Origin of the sequence: Flavobacterium panacagri (assembly GCF_030378165.1) — a bacterium.
In the GTDB taxonomy this organism is placed as follows: Bacteria; Bacteroidota; Bacteroidia; order Flavobacteriales; family Flavobacteriaceae; genus Flavobacterium; species Flavobacterium panacagri.
In genome coordinates this window covers 3,917,872-3,939,048 of record NZ_CP119766.1, presented here as the reverse complement: position 1 = coordinate 3,939,048, position 21,177 = coordinate 3,917,872, and the positions used below count along the sequence as shown (strand labels likewise).

25 protein-coding genes are annotated in these 21,177 nt (G+C 32.6%); 2 read left to right on the top strand and 23 right to left on the bottom strand.

Annotated elements, in window-relative coordinates:
* The 15 genes from P2W65_RS17285 to P2W65_RS17215 form a co-directional block, all read right to left on the bottom strand.
* Complete coding sequence (locus P2W65_RS17285; RefSeq protein WP_289659512.1) at positions 1-1,338, bottom strand: hypothetical protein; 1,338 nt, start codon at positions 1,336-1,338, stop codon at positions 1-3.
* A gap of 43 nt (positions 1,339-1,381) precedes the next feature.
* Complete coding sequence (locus P2W65_RS17280; RefSeq protein WP_289659510.1) at positions 1,382-2,347, bottom strand: DUF6712 family protein; 966 nt, start codon at positions 2,345-2,347, stop codon at positions 1,382-1,384.
* Positions 2,344-3,705, bottom strand: a complete 1,362-nt coding sequence (locus tag P2W65_RS17275) for a hypothetical protein (protein ID WP_289659508.1) — start codon at positions 3,703-3,705, stop codon at positions 2,344-2,346. Before P2W65_RS17275 ends, P2W65_RS17280 begins: the two co-directional genes overlap by 4 nt.
* Positions 3,705-4,049 (bottom strand): hypothetical protein, encoded by a 345-nt coding sequence (locus tag P2W65_RS17270; RefSeq protein WP_289659506.1) that lies wholly within the window; start codon positions 4,047-4,049, stop codon positions 3,705-3,707. Before P2W65_RS17270 ends, P2W65_RS17275 begins: the two co-directional genes overlap by 1 nt.
* A gap of 241 nt (positions 4,050-4,290) precedes the next feature.
* Entirely contained in the window at positions 4,291-5,787 is a 1,497-nt protein-coding gene (locus P2W65_RS17265; protein ID WP_289659504.1) for a hypothetical protein, read from the bottom strand.
* A complete protein-coding gene (locus P2W65_RS17260) occupies positions 5,780-6,343 on the bottom strand; it encodes a hypothetical protein (RefSeq protein WP_289659502.1) in 564 nt (187 codons plus the stop codon). Before P2W65_RS17260 ends, P2W65_RS17265 begins: the two co-directional genes overlap by 8 nt.
* A 10-nt stretch (positions 6,344-6,353) precedes the next feature.
* Complete coding sequence (locus tag P2W65_RS17255) at positions 6,354-7,085, bottom strand: hypothetical protein (protein ID WP_289659500.1); 732 nt, start codon at positions 7,083-7,085, stop codon at positions 6,354-6,356.
* A gap of 278 nt (positions 7,086-7,363) precedes the next feature.
* A complete protein-coding gene (locus P2W65_RS17250) occupies positions 7,364-7,687 on the bottom strand; it encodes a hypothetical protein (RefSeq protein WP_289659498.1) in 324 nt (107 codons plus the stop codon).
* Positions 7,688-7,732: 45 nt separating this feature from the next.
* A complete protein-coding gene (locus tag P2W65_RS17245; RefSeq protein WP_289659496.1) occupies positions 7,733-8,560 on the bottom strand; it encodes a DNA adenine methylase in 828 nt (275 codons plus the stop codon).
* Between the two features lie 182 nt (positions 8,561-8,742).
* Positions 8,743-9,306 carry a hypothetical protein gene (locus tag P2W65_RS17240; protein ID WP_289659494.1) on the bottom strand — a complete coding sequence of 188 codons (564 nt, stop codon included), beginning with the start codon at positions 9,304-9,306 and terminating at the stop codon, positions 8,743-8,745.
* Positions 9,307-9,309: 3 nt separating this feature from the next.
* A complete protein-coding gene (locus P2W65_RS17235) occupies positions 9,310-9,756 on the bottom strand; it encodes a hypothetical protein (RefSeq protein WP_289659492.1) in 447 nt (148 codons plus the stop codon).
* A 10-nt stretch (positions 9,757-9,766) separates the two neighbouring features.
* Complete coding sequence (locus P2W65_RS17230; protein ID WP_289659490.1) at positions 9,767-10,717, bottom strand: hypothetical protein; 951 nt, start codon at positions 10,715-10,717, stop codon at positions 9,767-9,769.
* A 20-nt stretch (positions 10,718-10,737) separates the two neighbouring features.
* Positions 10,738-12,057, bottom strand: coding sequence for a S49 family peptidase (locus tag P2W65_RS17225; protein WP_289659488.1), 1,320 nt, complete (start codon positions 12,055-12,057; stop codon positions 10,738-10,740).
* A 60-nt stretch (positions 12,058-12,117) separates the two neighbouring features.
* Positions 12,118-12,588, bottom strand: a complete 471-nt coding sequence (locus tag P2W65_RS17220) for a hypothetical protein (RefSeq protein WP_289659486.1) — start codon at positions 12,586-12,588, stop codon at positions 12,118-12,120.
* A gap of 76 nt (positions 12,589-12,664) precedes the next feature.
* Positions 12,665-13,129, bottom strand: a complete 465-nt coding sequence (locus P2W65_RS17215; protein ID WP_289659484.1) for a hypothetical protein — start codon at positions 13,127-13,129, stop codon at positions 12,665-12,667.
* Positions 13,130-13,714: 585 nt separating this feature from the next.
* On the opposite strand from P2W65_RS17215, the gene P2W65_RS17210 reads away from it, so the two are divergent.
* On the top strand, positions 13,715-14,044 hold the full coding sequence (locus tag P2W65_RS17210) for a hypothetical protein (protein ID WP_289659482.1): 330 nt from the start codon (positions 13,715-13,717) through the stop codon (positions 14,042-14,044).
* Positions 14,045-14,076: 32 nt separating this feature from the next.
* Here P2W65_RS17210 and P2W65_RS17205 read toward each other — a convergent pair whose 3' ends face one another.
* Complete coding sequence (locus P2W65_RS17205; protein ID WP_289659480.1) at positions 14,077-14,409, bottom strand: hypothetical protein; 333 nt, start codon at positions 14,407-14,409, stop codon at positions 14,077-14,079.
* An 82-nt stretch (positions 14,410-14,491) separates the two neighbouring features.
* Here P2W65_RS17205 and P2W65_RS17200 point away from each other — a divergent pair, with 82 nt between their 5' ends.
* The gene (locus P2W65_RS17200; RefSeq protein WP_289659477.1) at positions 14,492-15,346 is read left to right on the top strand and encodes a coiled-coil domain-containing protein; all 855 of its coding nucleotides are present in this window, start codon (positions 14,492-14,494) and stop codon (positions 15,344-15,346) included.
* A gap of 68 nt (positions 15,347-15,414) precedes the next feature.
* Here the strand turns inward: P2W65_RS17200 and P2W65_RS17195 are convergent, their stop codons facing one another.
* The 7 genes from P2W65_RS17195 to dnaG all read right to left on the bottom strand — a co-directional run bounded on the left by P2W65_RS17195 (position 15,415) and on the right by dnaG (position 21,135).
* On the bottom strand, positions 15,415-15,693 hold the full coding sequence (locus P2W65_RS17195; RefSeq protein WP_289659475.1) for a hypothetical protein: 279 nt from the start codon (positions 15,691-15,693) through the stop codon (positions 15,415-15,417).
* 184 nt (positions 15,694-15,877) lie between these two features.
* The gene (locus P2W65_RS17190; RefSeq protein WP_289659473.1) at positions 15,878-16,507 is read right to left on the bottom strand and encodes a hypothetical protein; all 630 of its coding nucleotides are present in this window, start codon (positions 16,505-16,507) and stop codon (positions 15,878-15,880) included.
* Between the two features lie 96 nt (positions 16,508-16,603).
* Positions 16,604-16,759, bottom strand: coding sequence for a hypothetical protein (locus P2W65_RS17185; protein WP_289659471.1), 156 nt, complete (start codon positions 16,757-16,759; stop codon positions 16,604-16,606).
* On the bottom strand, positions 16,749-17,168 hold the full coding sequence (locus P2W65_RS17180) for a hypothetical protein (protein WP_289659469.1): 420 nt from the start codon (positions 17,166-17,168) through the stop codon (positions 16,749-16,751). The genes P2W65_RS17185 and P2W65_RS17180 overlap by 11 nt, the downstream gene beginning before the upstream one ends.
* 27 nt (positions 17,169-17,195) lie before the next feature.
* Positions 17,196-17,480, bottom strand: coding sequence for a hypothetical protein (locus P2W65_RS17175; RefSeq protein WP_289659467.1), 285 nt, complete (start codon positions 17,478-17,480; stop codon positions 17,196-17,198).
* Between the two features lie 18 nt (positions 17,481-17,498).
* Positions 17,499-17,840: a hypothetical protein gene (locus tag P2W65_RS17170; RefSeq protein ID WP_289659465.1), complete on the bottom strand. Its 342-nt coding sequence runs from the start codon at positions 17,838-17,840 to the stop codon at positions 17,499-17,501.
* Between the two features lie 4 nt (positions 17,841-17,844).
* The gene (gene dnaG / locus P2W65_RS17165; protein ID WP_289659463.1) at positions 17,845-21,135 is read right to left on the bottom strand and encodes a DNA primase; all 3,291 of its coding nucleotides are present in this window, start codon (positions 21,133-21,135) and stop codon (positions 17,845-17,847) included.
* Positions 21,136-21,177 lie beyond the last annotated feature (42 nt).

Genomic DNA, 21,177 nt, shown 5'->3' with positions numbered 1-21,177 from the left:
CTATACATCTAAAATAACCGTGTTCGTTGATCCTCGGCGCATAAAATGCCCTACTGTTTTTTCAGGTGTGTTGCTTGGTGGAGATTCCCAAACAAAAGGAGAAGTAATTGCCCACGTTACACTTACACCTGCCATTGTTCTCCAACTAAAATCCAACGCATTAACCAAACTTGACGGAACAGTTATTGTGCAATTAGCTGTAAACAATACTGTTTGTCCGTGCCAGGCATTTAAAACGTTACTGCTTGCAGACACTTCAATCTGATTGTCTTTAGCTTGAAAAAAGCTTTGTATCCACGATATAAAATTTGAAAAAGCAATTTTCTTAGTCTTCCCACTATCCGAATTATCGCCAATAATCAAAACATCTGTAGACTCTGGGTTCGTTTTAGATGCTAATGCAGCATTCAATTTCTCTTTAATCCAAAGTGTGATCGACGACCAAACTGGGAATTTTATTGAACTATCTGCGTCCGTTACAAAATTGGATTTATTGGCCGTGTCTTCTTTTCCTGTAATATCAATTTCAACTGGAGTAATACCTACATAATCTAAAATACCTCCATTCCCTGTTGAATTAATTGCACGCATTACAAAATGAACGCTCTCTTCTGCTTTTAAAATTAAGTTTTGGCCATTTGGAATATTAAATCTAAAGTTCCCGGAACCTAAATTGTGATACAATGTTACATTTCCAGTCGTTCCATTCTTAAAAATGAAATCTTTTCCATGATAAATATTAGAAGATAAAGAGATGTTCAAGGATTTTAATGACAACATACCTGTTTCAAACTTAAGGTAGGTTCTGTCATCTACTGGATAAGTATCTACATCTCCAGTTTGGAACATTCTTATAAAACTTTTAGAAGCCTTTGAAACATAAGCATCTCCTACAACTGGGATTTCAGGATCACCAATAACTAACCCAAAAATTGAAGTAAAAGAAATTTTAATTGTATTATCTGGCGTATCAGGTTCTTGCGCTGATGAAAGATCTTCCGAACCCTTTATTTTGACAATAGTACCATTTTGAGTAAAAACTAAGATATCAATTCTATGATATCCTTCTTGAGCAGGTTCTATAGTAGTACTATACGGTTGACTATTTGTTACAATCTGCTGATTTATTCTACAAGTAAATGCCCCTTCTTCAATAGACAATTCGTTAAGAGTTTTTACAATTTCCCCTTTAACAATAATGGCATCTGGAGCCACAACGGTATTGATCAAATTGAAAAGATCAAGCGCGGAACCTTCATAGCCTCCCTTGTCTAATTTTAATCTCCAGTTATCATCTGGATCATGCGGAAAAATATTGTTTGCTGCTTTAATACCCATGAAGCAAAATTGGATTATATCAGTTTTTTAAAATAGGACAATCCTATAATGAGAGGACACCGTTAGTATCGTAGATCGTTGAACCCGAAATTCCTAATTCAGGTTTTATTAACGGAGAAGAACATTGTGTAAATTCGCTGATATTAGTTTCTATGATTTGACTTGCCGATCTAAGATATTCTTTACCATTATTTAACTGTGTTTCTACAAGTTTAGATAACTGAACTTCTGTTTTTCCTGAACTTACACTTTCTTTTTTTCCATCAATTGCAGTTTGAAAACTCACACGTAAACCGTTTTCGTCTAGAAGAAATAGTCCTTCATTCGCAACTTTTGCCACTGTAAAAGCTACAATCGCTTTTTGCAATTCTTCTTTTAATCTTTTGGTTATTCCAGTTACTTCGGTCTTTAAACCTTCAATAAGTTCTGGACAAAGCATTGTTCTCAAATATTGATCTTCAATCTGTCGAATAGAAGGCTGTAGTGCCAAAAATGTTTGTCTAGAGTTAAAAATATTGTAGTACTTATCGAATGAAACAGTATTTTTCACAAGCAACTCGTTGTTTATAGTTCCAAATTTTTCAGTCCACTCCTCAAAAACTTCAGGATTATTCTCTAAAACTTCCAATAATAAATCCATTGCTTCATGGCCAGCCCTCAAAAATTCACGACGTATATCATTATTCTGCCACCACTCAAGAGGTTTACGATTTTCATTGCTTGTGTTGGAAGCTCCTGAACCATCAATAATTACAGACATAAAAGGAAAATACATGAACATCCCGAAATTTGAAATCGCATTTCGTAAATGCTCACGAGATTCATTTTTAATTTCAAAACTTGTTTCTGAAGAATTTGCTTCGTCTTTTAAAAACACATGCAGATTACCTAAATATTTTCGAGTATACGTGTTCACTGCCTTAATAATATATGGCTGAAAATCATCAAATTCAAAAGATTGTGCAATTGATACATATTTTTTTAAATCGGCTGTAGTTTCTAAAATCATGATGCTGTAGTTTTTTGTGATCCAGTTGGATTTTTGTCTAATGTTGTAAGGATTGTATTTTCGAAACCAGCGCAAATAGTTTCATCCCATTTATTGTATTCTTGAATGAATTCAAATATTTCCAAAGTAGTTTCACGATTCGTTTTGTACAGTGCAGAAAGTATTGTGAAAGCTTCACGTTTATCTGAGCCAGAACCAGCGCCAAGTTTTCCGCCAGGTATTCCCGCACCGATTAATGAAGGATCAACACCGATTGCAAAAAGAACTTCAGAATTAGCGGCTTCGGCTTCAGGTAAATAAGAACCATCCTTTAATTTATCATCAATCGGTGTAATTTTAATTGCTGATACTTGATTCCCTTTTTCATCTGTAAACATCATTGCTTGGATGGATTTACCTGCTTTTTCATTTCCTACCAAGCCTTCATTAATTGAATCAACTAAATCCCTTCGAATCTGTTTTCTTTCATCTACGGTCATTTTACGCCAATCTTCTGCGTAAACATTAATGTAATATTGTTCATCAATTTCAATTAAAAATTTAATTGTCATTTGATTAGCAAACAATCCTTTCTTTAATGCAGGAACTGAATTAGCCACATCTAACCAACCAGATTTTAAAATAGCATGCCATTCACTTTCAGGATAATAAGCTTCATCAATTAAAGGATAAAATACAGGTCTTATGAATTTTGTAATTTTATTTATTTTACAATATTCCCTTACTTCATCAGCAGACCAATAACTATCAATCAATGGAATTTTTTCAACGTATTCACTTGAAGCATCAATAGAACCACCTTTGCCAAATTTTTCAGATATATAGACATGCTCTACTAAGCCGTTTTCCTCATTCATTAACTCAAATCGACACCATGCAGTTTTTTGTCTTTTTACACGATTAATCGTAGCATAATTGTTCGACAAAATATATTCAGGAAAAGCAATTGAAAACCACTCTAAATCTGCAATGGTTTCTTTCCAAAAACGATTCATTTGCGATTTTTTGAAAAAAGAATTTATTTCGGTTAAATCTGTTAAAGGAATAATCTTTGTGTCTTTTTTTCCAGATTCTGAAACTTGGTTTTTAAATAAAATCAAACCATTACCATAATGCGCCTTACGGAGGAATCTCAATGAAGATGACGCTGCGCCATTTTTTTTGACTTCTTTTAAAACCTGTTGTGGATAATCATTGTTTTTCCCCCAAGAAGCCGCTTCGCCTTGTTTATCTTTTACATCGACTTTTACAGCGGTTACGGAGCCGTCCATTTTATCAATGGAATTCTTAAATGTTACAATCGCTGGCGATCCTTTAAATTCGGATATGGCTATATGATTTCCTATAAAATCACTCATTAGTAAATAATGTCTTTATTGTTGATACTAATTATAAAATCGATTCGAATAGTTACAACTGAAGAGTCAGATAGTTCAATATTCCTTGTTCTGTTTTTAAAATGATGAGCATTTTTTGTCTCCTTTACAGGAATCAAAATATTTTCAATTGTGTCTTTTTGAATCTTATTTGGATTTCTTTCAAGTAGAAGTTTGGCTCCTAAATACCTTTTTAGTTTGCCTCCTTTTTTTGATGTTGCATTAAACGTTCTGTAAGTGATATCGAAAGGAATTAACCGTCCTTTCGAATCTTTTTGGTTCAAGATTTCTAATCCCTCTTTTAATGAAATTGCTTCCTTTTGCATACCGCTAAATTCATTTAAAGAGCATTTTTAAAATAGGACAGCAATTAAATAGCTAATTTGTGTTCTATTTATACTACTTTTTCCAGTTTTTAAAATATTACAAAACTGACAATCAGGTTCTTGAGTTCAAAAAACAATTAGTTTTTTATATTTTCCAACGATAAAGCACGCCTGTCCCTATGGCGTTTCACACTTTCCATCTGCCGAAAATCAGGATATATGAAAATAGGGTGATATCAGGCTACAGCGATTGAATACGGCTTTCGGACAATAGAGAGCTTTGTCCTTTGAAGATCGCGTTGAACATAGTCATAAGCGGTACGTCAAATGCATCCGTTAAGTGTGGAGCATGTTGCTGTGGGAATAGAGGGTTTCGTTCATCTTTCTTTACCTTTTCTATACCTCCTTTGAGTGACTCCCTTGCTTCGGTGCGCTCAAGAGCTATAATAAGATCAGGGTTGTTATGTTCATTGATGCGAATCTTAGGTAATCTGGTTTGATGCTCTTTAAGCATTGCATTAATTAGCAAGTATTTATCTGTATGGGTTGGCGCTGCGCCTTTGGTAAGAATATAAACAGTCCAGCCATGAGCGGTCAATACATCTGATATCTGTTGGAAGTAAGTGCGTTCAGAGTTGGGCAGTCTATTGTTTCCATCATGACCACCATATAAATAAACAAACTTTTCTTGGTGAGGTCGATAGTACGGAATAAACTGTTCAATAAATAAATCATCTAAAAGCTTTGGAGATTTCACAAAGAATGACTTTAATACGCGATACTCATCATCCTGTAACTGAGACACAACACAACCATTAAACACACCAAAATCTACTGACACAATTAATGGTTCGTTTACTCGAACATCATTATCTTGTAATGAATTGAAGTGTTCTGATCTTGCGAGTACTCCAATAGTTTCTAAATAACTATTATTGTAATCCGTATAGTAATGCTTTCTTTGGTTTAGATTCCCATAAAAACCGTCTACAATTTCCTGTGGTCTAATATTTAAAATTTCAGCATTATAAAGAACCTCAGATACTGATTGATCACGCATTTTTTTAAACCAATCGGGATTTAAATAAGGATTAGAACGTGCTGAAGCTTTTATAAAAGCATAATCTTTTGGATTCTTCTTTGCAACTTCCTCCATATCAGTAAACCATTTACCTTTTTTATTGATCGGGGTTGAAGAAATGTAAAACTCAGACCCTAACAATGGAGCTTTTTTATAAATCTCTTTTTGAGATCTATTAGTGGTTTTTACATTAGTAAAAAGTTTTTCCGGATCAAACAAAGCCGCTTCATCACCTGCCTCAGCAGATGAATTAAGACCACGGCCTGAATTAGGGTTGTCTAACGATACTAATTGAAATATAGATCCATTTGGAAAGTGTATAATATTATCCCATTGACTGGGTGGTTGATAAGGCAATTCAAAGCCTAGTTTTTTTCCAGATCTACCTATTACATAATCAATTCCGTTATATAAATTAAACATCTCAAGTCCCTCAATTGCAGACGGCAAAGTTCTACTTAATGCTTGTGAATATGTTGAACATGGCAAAGCAAAAGATGCCTTTGGCATTTGACGGACTAATTCACGCATATGATAACCAAATATTGTAGATTTACCACCACCTCGCCCCATTTCAATATATTTATTTTTTTGAGGAGCCATAACGCAAGCAAACTGAGGAATAGTCAGACTTACAAACTTTTTACTTCTAATCATTGGTTTCAGTGTTTGTTACATCTTCAAAATCAATATCAGTAACATCCAAGTTATTTAAATCAACAGAACCTCCAGATAGCATTTCCAAAAGTTTATTCTGAACGCGCTTGTCCACATTAATATGGAGTTCCATGTTTTCATATTTCTCTGGATTGAAATTTGGGTTTTCTTCGTTAGCAAGTCCACCGTAGTCGGCAAGCAATTTTAACGCTTTTACTTCATTATTACGATCTCCTTTTTGCTTACATCTTTTTAAATAATCACGTGTATATTCTAACCAAATTGCTCTTGATCCTTCAGCATCTGCTTTCAAAACACTTCCAAAAAGCTTTTCTGAATTTCGAATATCAGCATAAACTTGAGCCTGAGACAATCCCTTTTCGAGAACGAATTTGTTAAGAATCTGCTGAGTAGAAAAATGATTTAAACGAAGTGCAAAAACTTCATTCAAACGCAATAAAATAGCGGCATTAGTTTCACTTAATGGAAAGTGTTCAGGATTGATATAATGCGCTAATATCTTATCTAACGTAGTGTCACCACGTTTAATAAGCATTTCTCTTTTTTTACTTGCCATCTATCAGTTTACTTATTTCTAAAAGTTTTTCGTTTTGATTTAATAGATTTTCTTCCTGTTTTACAATTGCCCTTTCGATCTTAGATCGTTGAGATACAGATTCTGCCGATTTTAATAACTCTTTATTAATTTTTAACCTGGACTTTAATTTGGATATAGAAGAAAATAAATATTGCTGACGCTTTGAAAGTCTAGCTCCAGTCAATTGTTCAAATTCAGATTTTGGAGATTCTGTAATAATTCTTTTTTCAATATAAAAATCAATACGGGACCAGCACAAAGCATTTTTTTTAATATTCTCATAAATTTTTAACTGAATACTAATTGATTGTTTTTCTGCATGTTCTGGCAATTCATTTAAAGTAACTTTTAACATACAATTTTCTTTAAACAAATTATTAGCCTCAAGCAGTACAGGACGCAAAGACTCAGGAAGTTGGTGAAATAGCACTGCATTTTTCTTTACTTGTTCGTCTATTTGTGCCGGCACGGAATTTACAATTTGAGTAATTTCGGCTTTTAGAATTGTCACAATTTCATTTTCTGAATATTTGGCTTCAAACTTCTTTAACTCATATTTAAGCTTTTCTAAATTGAAAGTGTTATTTTTTTTCTGAAATTGCTTTAATAATAAAGAATTATGCTTCGGGAGATTACTATAAATAATAACTCCAGAAGCATAATCACAACCATTACTAAACCAGTTTTTTACTAAATCCATATAAAGTGTCTAGATAACTGTAAAAAATGAGAATACAAAAATTCAGTATACTGATAGAAAGAACAAAATTTATACATTCACTTAAACCTGCTGTAATCCAATCGAAATCTAAAAACCAATTCACAAACAACACTTCTACAAGTATAAATACTGAGATGCCTAAAACCCCAAAAAACAGATGCAAAAAATCTTTCATAATTTCTTTATTTGATTTTACAAATATGGAAAGTGTGAAATTTTAATAATAGGACATAAAAAAAGCCACTCATTGAGTGACTTTAATCTTTTTCCATTTCCTCTGTTCGTAAATCAAAAGGAGTTGTCATACACCAGCCCACTTCAAGACTTTTGCTTACTTCAATTCTGCGATCTTTCTTTTTTCCAATTTCCTTATACGATTCAACGACATAAGTGAAACGTTTGTAATTCAGTGATAATAAAATATCATTCAGCTCATAATCAGAAATACAGTCTACTGGAAAAGTTCTAAAAATAAAATTCAATAGTTGATCAGTATTTAACTTCACATTTGCAGATGCTGGATTGCTTGGATTAAAATTGTCTTTTAGAAATTCTGTGATCGATTGAATATAGTCAAGCATAAGATTTTAATTTATTTAAATCAAAAGTATTCCAGAGAGTCAAAATCAAATAGGATAGTTTGCTGTCAAAGCTTCAGTTTTTCTTTTATTACTTTCTCGACTTGCCGACAAAACCATATTTTTATCATTGCTAAACCACTTAAATTGTGATCGGTATTCACTTAACAACTCGTTCGGATAACTTGACAAGAGAAACTTTCCTTTTATTTTACTAAGAGCAGAAAGAAGCAATGCAAAATGCTCTTGAGTATAACCACCATAATGACCTTGATTTGCTCCAACATAAGGAGGATCGATATAAAAAAATGTATCTTCGGAATCCTGCTTTATAATCAATTCTACAGCATCTTTACATTCAATTTGCACAAAGTCTAGTCTTTTACTTAATTCTTCAGTAAACGCCTCTTTTTTGTTGTAATTTAAAGTACTTTCCTTGCTTCTTTTTGTAGCACTGCGCCAAGAACCGATTTTATTGGAAAAGCCTTGAACTGTTCCAACCCAAAAAGACCAGGCACGATGAACCGGATTAAATATATAAGGCGTTTCATAAATGACCATAGCATTTTTATAAACCTCTCTACTGTATGGCGTTGCCATAATTAAACCTTTCAATTCTTTAAAATTAGTCTTTAGTTGCTGATAAAAATTTGTGACATTACCATTTAAATCGTTCACGATTTCGACCTCCGATTGTTCCTTAGCCCAGAAAACAGCACCACCTCCAAAGAAAGGTTCCACATAAACGCGGTGTTTTGGAATCAATGGAAGTATAAATTTAAGCATAGCTTGTTTACCACCGTAATAAGAAATTGGAGTCTTTTTAATTGTTTTTACTGGCTTACAGTCAGTTAAAGCTTTAATTTTTGAATTCATTTTTTGTTCGATTTTTGATTGATGATGCCTATATTTGTAACTTCCTACGATAATTTAAAAGCAATAGCCACAGCAAGAAGACTTAATGTCCTCCAACGCTGTGGCTATTGCTATATTTATAAATTACCGTAGGAAGTATTTTATGTTGGAGGACAATTTTATTTCCGTCCTCCAAGGAAAATTTATGCTTCAGGTACTAATTGAACAGCTCCTTTGTATATTGGAGCGGGTCCAAAATTCTTATCAGTAAATGTAATTGTGGCAGAATTATTTCCTTCAGCCGTTGCTTCAATGTTATGCTCAACACTTGCTAATGCAGGAAGTCTTGACAATCCAAGCTGTCTAATATTTCCTGTACCAAATTCTTCAAACAGAATGATTAATTTTTGATTCTTAATCCATCTACAAAATCCTAACAACTCAGCAGAAGATCCAGCGACAGTAATTACAAGTTCGTTTTGATACAATTTTCTACCAGTTTCTCCAAGAGGAGTTGCTTTAATTGTTCCTGTTTCTGTAACAGTTTCTATTTGAAAAAAACATTTACCGGTTTTAAAAACGTGTGCTGTAGCAATTTCTGACAACTCTTTATATGAACCCGCAACATTTGCTGGAACTAGGTCATCCATTTTTTTAGGTTCATTAATTGTATCAAAATCGCTTTGAAGCGCATAGTAAACAATTCCTGCCAACCCAGAAACTGGCTCAGCACTTTCTCCTCCAATATTTTCTAAATCTAATGCCATTTTTTAACGTTTTTTAAGGATGAATGATTTGATTGATACCAAACGCTCTAAAATATCAACATGCTCTTTTAAAGCTACTTCTTTAGAGTACTTATCTCCCATAAACATGAATTCATTTACAATAAGTTCATATTCATCACCATTTTCTGAGACGAATATTTCAGATTCAATAACTTCAACCGTTTCATTCGACTCTGAACCATTTTGTACAGTATTGATAATACTCGAAGAACCTGTATCATTAGTTTTACCCAGATTTACAAAATTATCCGCTGTTGTACCTTCTAAATTAGCTTGTAAAACTTCTTCGCCGCTTACAGTTGTCGAAGTATTTGGTTCTGAAGTTTTCGAAGCAACAACCAGAGTAGAATTCACTTGTACATCTGCATTTTCTGTTATAACACCAGCATCAGAATCGACTACTGGTGTTTTTTTTGTTTGTTTAGTCATCTTCTAAAAATTAAGCAGGTTTATAAACGTACACAAGCTCATTGTAGCCGAAACCTAATCCTTCCCACCAGTCTAACATAAGAAATACTTCTCTTAATGCTTCTTCAACTTTTGGCTCAGACATTCCGTTTACACGTCTCAAGTATAAATAATTATCATCTGGAGTTGCCCACATGTACTCAGAACCTGCCATTGATGGCAAACCTACTAACTTAAGATTGTCAGCAAAATCTACAGTGATTTTTCCTGCCTCATAATTTACATCGGTTCCGTGCGTATTTCTTTTATCACGTAGGTAAGATCTAAGATTTTTGGTAGACATATAAATCGAAGTAGGAACTTGCAACAATAATTCATCAATTCCATCAGCAAATTCTTCAATCATTTCAAATCGATTAGCGTTTGTTGGTACCTCAGATAGAGCAACCGCTTTCATAGTTCCTGCCGTTAATCCATCATCAAGTAATTTTTTGATACCATCAATTGTACCTGACGTACTTCCCGCTGTCCCCGCAGTTGGAGCAACATAAACACCTTTAAAGTAAGCCTTTGTTTCAAGATCGCTTTTTAGCTGAGGAATAACCTCTTTTTCGATCATGTATCTTACAATTGGCCAGTTTTTACGTTCCTGTTCTGTTAAACTACCAAGAAAACCTAACCAAGATGCTTTAACATCATCAGGAAAAAGAGAAAGATCTACTTTCATATTTCTCAAACGAATTTCGTTTGGTTTAAAAGTTAAGTCACCTTTTGGAGTAAACTTTTTCTGAAACTGTTGAACAATTTCTTGGAAAATTACGTTAGAAAATCTATAAGTTTCCCCATCATAGATAATCGGCTTCGCTGTATTTGGTGTTACGGTAGTTTGACGTAAAGCGCTCTTTAGCCTATCCATATCCTGACCTTCTGGAATGTAATAAGCACCAAATGCTGCAACTAAATCTGTTTTGACAATAGACATAAGTATTTACTTTTTTTAAATTAATTATTCATTGCAGCTGAAATATCAATATTACCAACAATTTTAGTAGAAACACCTGAGTTTCCTGTGTCTACTTTAACATTTGTCGGTTTTGAACCATCAGCATTTCCCATTTCCATAACTTTTGCACTTAACTCAATAGTTTTTTCGGTCAACGTTCCATTAACATCTAGTCCTGCTGATGTTAACATTGCATCAATTGATGATTCAATTGCAGTCACAGTTTCTTTAGACGCCTGTAATTGATCTTTTAGAACAGTGTTTGCATTTGCCTCATCTAATTGAGTCTGTAATTTCGCATTAGCCGCATCTTTGTCGGCTAAGCCTTTTTCTAAAGCATCCAACTGTTCAGCATTTAAATAGCTTCCTTTTTCTTCAGTCGAAGCTAATGGAGCATCTAAACCTAAAACAGCTTGAACATTTACAAGTTGTTTAGACATATTTGTATTTGAATTTTGATTACTTGTTTTTTTGGCTAACTCGAATACTTTATCGATTGCCGTTTGTAGAGTACCTATTTCATCTATCAATCCCACAGAAAGAGCATCTGTAGAAGAATAAGTTTTTCCAGTAAAGACTTCTTCATTTACTTTTGATCTTACTGCCTTGATATCATTAATAAAATCTTCGGTAATTGGATCCAATTGATTTTTTATATAAGGTTCAGAATTACCTTTTACCAATTCTTCAAAATCCCTGTTTTTTTCTGTTGATTTTGTTGCGTATTCAGTAATTACCTTTGCTCCTTCTTTTTCGTACCATCCAGTAAAATCAATGAAATAAATCATTGTTCCAATACTTCCAATATGATCAGCTCTTTTATTTGCAACTAAATAATCAGACGCAGAACCGATGTAATAAGCTGCTGAACACATCAACCCATCAGTATATGAAACTACTGGTTTATTGTATTCACGGATGTAATCGTAAAATTCTGGAGTTCCTGAGACTTGACCGCCACCACTATCAATATCCAAAACAACACCTTTACAATAAGGATCGTTTCTATATCTTTCTAAAATATTCATTTTAGACTTGGTTCCTTGCGGTCCACATTCTTGAGAGTATTTGTAAATTGGATTTTTTAAATCCATTACCAAAACATAATCATTATTATTATCACTATTGCTAAAAGCAGAAGCAACAACGGGACTTTTTCCTAATTGGATTACAAATGATTCAGGTTTTATATCTTCTTTGTTTATTTTAATAGAATTACCTTTTAAAATAGTATTCAGAGAAGGTAAAAGAGATTGACCAAATGGCTCATGAATGAACCATCGGCCATTAAGAAGAGAATGTAAATTATTTATACTCATTGTAAAATGCTTTTTGCACTTTACAAATTTTAATTTATTGAGAATCTTAAAATAGGACAGCTATAATATGGGCGTATAATATACTGGACGCTTACGGGTTTCGCCTTTGATGTTAACTAAAGTATAAGCTTCGCCGTCTGGTTTAGTTCCGTCAAAAACTTCGTAATTCATATACAAAGGTTCAAGTTTGGTACCGTATAATTTTTTAAAATCATTGTTCAGTTTACCTAAACCGATGCAAGGCTTATTCGCATATTGTTCGAGCAATTGATCCAACGCTTCACTTCGAGTAATTAATCTAAAAGAAATCGAAATTTGCTGTATCTCTCCGTCTGAAGATTGTTTTGGATCAACTTTGACATTTATAGAATCAGGTTCCAGCATTGCTTCTACATTATTTTCATACGGTTCAAAAACAATATCTGAAGAATTACCATCAGTAATGACCAATGGCCAGTTACTCGTTTCTTCAATTAAAAACAAATCAAATTCGGCAAATCCTGGCCATTTTTCATCAGATGTAAAATTCATAATTTTTGTAAATTTATTTTTATAAAACTGTCGTATTTTGCCACCTTATAGACTGTGGTATTAGCGCATTTTATTACTACGAATAAACTACGGTATTACTCTTTTTATCTTTTATGTTTTCTTTGCAGTGCCTTTGATAGTTACGATACATACTTTCTAACTTGATTTCATTTTCGTTTATATCATTCATAGCCAAGAATAATTTTACACTTTGCCAAGCATTATTGTTACCTTTTGCCAACTCAACATCAACAAACAAGTAAAAATCTTCAAAAAAAAGACGCTCCAAGCAAACACCTAAAAATTTTAACTTTTTTCTGCTGATTTCGTAACCTTTAGTATTAAAATACATCTCAGGAAGATCCAAACTGTATTTTTCCATCCCATTAAAATCGATATCAGACGTATCAGCATCTTTATTTATAAGATCCAACAATAATAATCCAAGAAACGACTTCTTAGATATCGTATGATTCTGACCATATTTTTTAATTAAATATTTTTTGACATGCTTTTTTACAGGAATGTAGATTTGAATCATTTAGAACATTTTTGGTTGGTGCTAAAATAGTACAAAATTGAAAATTATATTAAAAAAAGAAATATTATATGAAAAATAATATAACCGATTAAAAAAAAGAGTTCCATTATTCCACAATACTAATTTTCAACAATTTACCATCAAAAAACAGTAAAGAACTTGTGGAAAGGTGTTTTGTTATGCAGGAACTAAAAAAAATAGTTCCACAAGTTCCACAAAAAGACCACAAAAGAAATCATTATAAACAAATACTTAATATATTGATTATTAAATAGATAATATATATTAAAATAACTAATATTTTATTTGTGGAATTTCTGAACTTTTTTACCCTATTATTTTTAGAAATCAAAAATTTGCAAATTTTTTTTAATTGGGGGGTCTGGGGGGATTTGAGAATTTGACAAACTGAGCGCATTTGAACTTAATAATTCAACGGTTCGCAGATAGAATTACAGGTTTGAGACGTTTTTATTGTCGAAGCCAATTGAGAATAATAATATATGCGATTCGAGATTTTGATACAATTCGGAACAATCACTGTTTAGATTTGCATCTAACTTTGCAGTTCTAAATTTTGATATCATGGATAATAATGTAAAAAAACAGGTTGAAGAACATATATTAAGTGCTTCAGGTTTGAATGTAAAGAGTGTTGGATATAAAACTATTCAAAAATTGTTTTCTATAGGAGAAGTGATTATCTGGTTTAATTATGAGGTGGCAATGGATATAAGGAGGGGATGCATTATTTTAGGCCTTGAAGTAAAATTGAAAAGAGACATAATTTGCATCGACGACGATGTAATCATAAATTATTATGAAAAAGTCATCGGTTTAAAATATCCGGAACAAAAGCCAGAACTTACCCATTATGATCGGGTAAAATTAATCAGAGATAAACATGATAACTAGAAAAGCTCCTTCGTACCGAAGGAGCTTTTTATTTATATTGACAGCGTTATGTCTTTTTGGTCACTCTGAACTGAAATCTTTTCGTTCACAGTAAGCAACTCATTAATAAAAATATTTTTTTCCTTTTCGGACATATTGTCTAAATCTATTTCGTGATCGCTTTCAAAATTTATATTTACAAAACTGGTTTCATTTTCTTTTCTTTCCATTTCTTCGTTTGAATAATCCGCAGGATTGTCAATTTCAAAACCAAAATAATCGATTCTGAGTCTATCATTGATTAGTAGATGTATTACAAATTCCACAATTTTAGATTCTGGAATTGTAATTTTTGGGGTTTCTAGAACTATAGTGTAATGCGTCATTTTATGTAGATTTTTACGTAAAAATACGCATAATGTAACTATTAATTATTCCCTATGTTTGTAAAAAAATAAGAATTACTTAATGGAAACAATAAAAACTTTTTTTCAAAGTATAATAGAAAGCTATCAAGACAGAATGAAAAGCCCAGTAGTTGGATCTTTTGTTTTATCGTTCGTAATTTATAACTGGAAAATGTTTGCGATTTTATTCTTTGCAGACTGGACAATACAATGTAAAATTGAATGGATAAACGAAAGATATTTTACGGATGAGCAAATATTGTGGCCTTTGGGAATGGCATTCTTTTATGTTGTATTACTACCGTATGTAAATATTATATTAGACTTCATTCTTAGAACTTCAGCTCGAATGCAACAACAAAAGGAAGACTTACAACGAGAAAAACGCCATTTTGTGGAAGAAACCAATGCTTATCAAAAACGCAAAATTGCAGATGCAGAAGCTGGCACAACTCAAATTAATGATTTAAAGACGAAAAATGATAATTTACTAATTGAAATTAAAGAGTTAAATGATAAGCATAATTTAGAAATTAAAAGATTAAATGAAAAAGAGTCACTTACTAACGCCCAATACAGTAAATTATCTGACGAGTTAAAAAATTTGAAAGTTAATAACACTATAAAATCAGATGCTTATGATTTAGGTATGTTATTGCGAAATTCGCAGTCATTACAGTTTTTGCTTTCACAAGAACTCAAGAACGCTTTTTATTCTTTATGCGAGAACATAAAAAATAATCCGACTAAATCTCCCGAGATTAATCTTAATCAATTGGTTCAATTAGAAAGTTATGGCTTGCTTAATGGTACACTTAAAAAAATAGAAATTACGCCAAAAGGATGGGACTTTTACAAAATTTTGAAAGATAACACCATAATGTACGATAATGACAATCATCTTGATAACGGATAAACCTGATATATAATAAAATAATTAAAGCCACTCAATTTGAGTGGCTTTAATTTTAAATGAAGATTTAACTAAAGCCATCCAAAATGGCTCGCAGCAATCTCTCCAATAGTTCCTAAATCTACGTTTTCAGAATCTTCTTCTGATAATTCATCTCCATTTTCATTAATGTACTGTTTAGAAATTACTGCGCCTAATATATCATAGCTATCAGCTTTACTTTTAAATTGATTAGCGTATTCAATTGCAATCGACTTTAGGTCTTCTTGGACTTCATCGTGAGTTTTTCCAGAAAATTCTAAAAAACTTATTTGGAAACTAATTTTCTTTTCTAATTCTTCGATATTCATATAATTACTTTTTACTAATTTTTGCAATGTGATTATTTATTATTCGATTTATTAATATTTCTGAAAGCCCAAAATGCTTAGCCATAGCAGGAATAGAATTGTTTTTCCTGATTCTCCAGAATTTCACAATTCTTTCATCTCTTTTGGCTATTTTATCTTTATAGATTCGAGCTTTCATTATAAATCATGTTAAAAAATCTAAAGGTTTAACAATCTTTTCGAACTCGATTACCCATACAAATGGATTTTTATTCCAAGAACCATCTCCATTGATATCTTCCCACAGGGAACAAAAAGATGCTACTGGAGCCGAATGCGTTTCTTTACCATAATCCCATCCATAATCTGACCAACTGTAAAAATCTTTTCCTGGTAAATAGTTCTCGTAAATAGTCACACTTTCGTCTAAAGAATACTTTTGCTTTTTTATACCCTCTGCAATAGCATCATAATCTGATATTTGATTAAGGCGCTCTACTCTGATTCCTTTTACTTTTAGGAATATTCTAGCTGCCCTTTTAGGCATATGAATGGATGGTGTCCATTTCTTTTTAATATGCTGTAAATAGGGATCAATAAGCGGAGAATGTTCTGTTTTATAATGATTTTTTAACTCAAGTTGATTTTTATTATAAGTTTTATATTCCATCCAAGTTTCTCTAACCCATAAAATATCTCCAACTTCATAAGGTAAATCAGCCACTGCCCAGGTGTCAGAATAACAACGAAATATTGCCTGCCTTCTACGATCATTTTCACTTTTAAAACAAAAACCAACAAAAGTCCAGTCACGATGATCATTAACAATTTCCATTTTTTTTGTCCGACGAGTTTGCGTTTTTTGATCATCCAAAATCGCCTGAATCATTGGTGTGGAAAACAAAATAGGTTTAAATACATTTTTCATTATTTACATAATTATCATTGAAACAATTGCCCAAAATCCGAATCCTAAAGCAAACCAAACAATTCTGGTAACTCGACGATCATATTTATCTTCTTGCATTTCTTTTCGATGCAAGCAAGCTTCTTTATGAAGCCCGCATACTTTGCAGTTACTTTCCATCTTTACTACCTCGATTAAATTCTATAATATCTTCTTCCAAAACATCTTTCGAAAATTCAAGCATAGTGGGGATTACATCTTTTAAATGATCGCAATAAATAAATTTTCTTCGTTTAACTTTATTGAACGGATTTGATGGTTTTAAATGCTTTCTTCGAGGTACTATAACCTCGACCAACCAACCGTTATATTTATGCAGATCTAACAAAGTAGGGAGTTCCTTCAAATCACTATACACTCCCCATTCCTCACGTGAAATTTTTGGAAATGTTTCTTCAAAATTGTCAAAATTGTTAAGCAATTTTTTTAATTTTTTAGATTGTAAACTCATTGCTATATAATACATCTGGTTTACGTGTGACATTGTTTGAAAAACTTGATCTGCTATTTGTTTGTTTGAATTTTCCATTAGTTCAAAATTTTAAAAGGTTAAAAATTATTCTTGTGTTACTTCCTCATCTGGAGTCGGTTTTATAATATCTTTTTCGAAGTTTCCAGCTTCAATTCGATAGTTTCTTTGGTGACTTGTTTTGCTGTAATGAACTGACGTTTTTTCTTTTTTGTCAATTAAAATTATCAGTGGTTTAAATTCTGTCTGAAGCACTTTTATTTTAGCGTCGGCTTCTTTAATTTCAGAAGTATTTAAAACTTCTACTTTTTCTACAATTACCGAGAATTGCTTTTGTTTGCTCGTTGGAGCTTTTTCTAATTGGTTTTTCATATGAAAATTTTTAAACGATTACTTTTTCCTAATTACTACTCGCTTTACGCATGTACACGGCCTATTTTTTTTACGAGTTTTATTTTCTCTTTTTGACTTCTTGGTGGCTATTGGTGTTCTTTTATTTACAAATTCAACTTCGTCAAACATTCCTGCCAAAACCCAAATTTGTTTTGAAGCGTACAATTCTCTAAACACTTCCATATTTGTTTCTTCATGAAAGAAATACGGTTGGTTACAAAATGAACCATCAAACGACTGTTGAAAATACATACAGCCAAATTTTTTCCGATCGAGTTCATCTGAAAAATCCCCTTTTCTAGCAACTCTTAAATTTAAAATGACAGCTTTTGAATGCATAGTTTTAATCTTTTAACCATTCAGGTAGATTTTCAGTATCTTCTTGAGTCGGTTTGACATCTTCTTGAGTCGGTTTGACATCTTCATCAGTTTTTTTTGCCGTTTCTGTTCTCAATAAATTCAGAACTCCATTTTCATGCATCATACTGTAATCGAAAACATAAGCCGACGTTGATGTATCATTAAATCGCTGTGATTTTACGGCACCAATGAAATATTTTTTAGATTTAAAATAATTCCTAAGAGTGTTCTCATGTATTACATCTACCCCATCCCGGGTAGAAACTTCCTTATGATACAATTGATGAACTGCATTTAACCTCAGATATAATACTTGAGTTCTTTCTTTATTATTCCAAACATGAGAATCTTGATCTTTTCGACCTTGTAACTTTAACGAGGTTGGTGTATCAATCATAAAATGAACATCTGGAATTAAAAGTGGGAAAGGTTTTCTATCACGTAAATATTCGAGAGTCTTCCAGAACTCTGCAAGTCCTTCACTTTCCACAATTAAATCAGAGGTATCTACTATTGATTCTTTAAACTGATTGTACATTTCCTCATAAGTAAATGGAAAAGTAAATTTGTCAAAGAGGATCTTAATTGGCGTTAAAATAACAGTGTAGTTCTGAAGCATACGCTCCTGATAATCTGAACCCCGTAATTCTTTTTTAAGTTGTTTAATGATTTCAGAATACACCTGGCGATAATTTTCTTCAACCACTTTTCGATACTGGACAATTTCTAAAATAAAACTTGTTAATCCTTCCTCCTCCCAAGATTGTAACATATTGTAATCTGACACTTCCTGATCTGTATAGTTTTCAGAAGGTTTAATAACATGTTCAATTACACTTCGAGATGTAATAGAGTTGTCATCCCAACTTGATAAATACTGCGAAAGCATAACGATAAAAGAGTTTACTTTTGTAACCTTTGTTTTGTTATCTCCCGTATTCTGACCAATTTCACGCCCACGATTATCATACGATCCTTTAATTGATTGTTTGATCTTTATATCAGTTGTCAAATCGTTAAACTCCTCTAAGAGAGCCATCGTATTAGTGGTTCTGCTTATTCTTCTTGAAAATGCCGATATCGTTCCAGCATTCAAATCAAAAGCAGGTTGTTTATAGCTAAACATTGCTGCCAAACTTTCTGCAAATTTCGATTTACCCGAACCTTTCTCACCTGCCAAAAATAGAATTGGAGATACTTGGAAAGTCTTTACAAAAAGGTCTCTGAAGAGAGTAAAAAACGCACATGCAATTCCAGTTACTGCTTTCTTGCCATAAACTTTATGCAGCTGTCGCATCCACATATGAAAAGCAATAGGAGCATCTTTATAAACTAAATAGCGATCATTCTCATAAGGATCATCGCCTTCACGTGAATTCTTATACATAACTGAAGCTGAAGGAGAATAGAAATGTTTGACATCTTCGATATATTCACTTTCTATCTCAACACCAGTATCAAGTTGTACAATTCCATAATCATTTGGTACTTTTTTTACTCCATCATGATAAACCAAATTTGCATAGGCAAAAAAACCTGAACCCTGCCATCCCAAAGTTTTCAACTCATGAGCGGTTATGAAATGACCTAAAATATCATTTCTTAATAGCTTAAACTGGTTGGCAGTTACTTGAGGAGTAAATGTGAAATTTGCTTCATCTAGTAGCCTTGTTTCAAATTTGGTCATTTGAGAAAAATCAGCAGTATCAAAATCAATAAGTCTTTTAATACCACTTTCAGAAATAACTTCACATAGTCTTTTGTTTTCCTGTTTACCATAAACATGAAAAAGCGGTGTTATTTTAAAGTTTGTGCCTTTGTAAAAACTATCTTTTCCACGGAAATACACGTTTTTTTCATGTATTACAAAACCTTTATCTAAAAACATCTTGTAATCAGCTCCGCTTGGCAAACCAAGTTTTTCTATAGATTCTGTTTGTGGTTTGTCGAATTGTGCAGCTTTAATTTCAGCAACCTTAAAAAAGCTATCAATTTTATCTTTGATCACTTTTGCAGGTTGTTTGATAATTTTAGAACATTGTTTTAAGTAAGCTTCCCTTACGATATCATCTTTAATAGTAGAAAGCATCAAAGCAATTTCCGCGACTGCATTTGATAATTGGTTAGGATCGTTAGAGGCTTTATTTTTAAGCTTAATTGTTTTCCAATTAACTGCATCTTCAGCATTTCCCAACAACATTTTTTCGACATGTTGTGTTTTTCTTGCATAACTATCCGGATCTTCATTTTCGGGAAGAATAACTATCGAAACTTTAAACCCCTCTGCTAAAAGAATATTGATATCACGAAGTGCAGCTAAAGTTCCTTTTTGCTCATTCCCCTTATCATCTAAACCATCATTATCACGGCAAATGATCACATGGTCAGCATAGCGATGTATCAATTTACATTGGATATCGCTAAGAGCAGTTCCTCCAGTACCTACTGCTAATTGACAGCCATTTTGTGATAATCCTGTAACATCAGTATAACCTTCTACTAAAATGGCCGTTTTTTGCTTTGAAATAAAATCTTTGTTTTCATACAAACCATACAACTCATGACTTTTTTCGTAAATATCCGTTTTTGATGTATTTATGTATTTGGGGCCATCCGCATCATCAGATTTTCGGCCGCCAAATGCAACAACGTTTCCGCGAACATTACGAATTGGAAAAATTAGCTTATCCCTAAAAAAATCATAGTTCTTCCCCTCTTTTGAAACAATCAAACCTACTGCAATACCTTCAGATAATTTACCTTTTTCAATTAATGGGTCGCTTAGTGATTTATAATCTTTATCGGCGTAACCAATTCTAAACTTTTCAACGGTTTCAGGTTTGATATCTTTCGAAACAAGCAACTTTTTTACCCATGAATCGTCATATTGATTGTGAAGATTCATTTCGAACTTTGTCGCTGCAATCGACTGAATATCGTAAAGTTCCTGTTTGTAGCTCCTTTTACGTTTTTCTTCTTCAGACAATGCCACTTCTTCCAAATCGATGTGACAGATACCTGCAATAATCTCTATAGCTTCGTCAAATTTTACACCCTTATAAGTTTGAACAAATGAAATTCCGTCACCTCCCTTCCCTGTAGAGAAACATTTGTACATATTTAAGGAGGGGGTAACAAAAAAAGAGTCTTTACTAAAGTTAAAAGGAGATTCACATGTCCATCTCGATCCTGCTTTTTTCAATTCGCAGAAATGTCCAACTATTTGAACTATATCAGCATTTCTTACAAGGTCAATTGATTTTTCGGTATACATAAACTATAGTAAAATGAGATTATAATATTGAGTAACATTTAG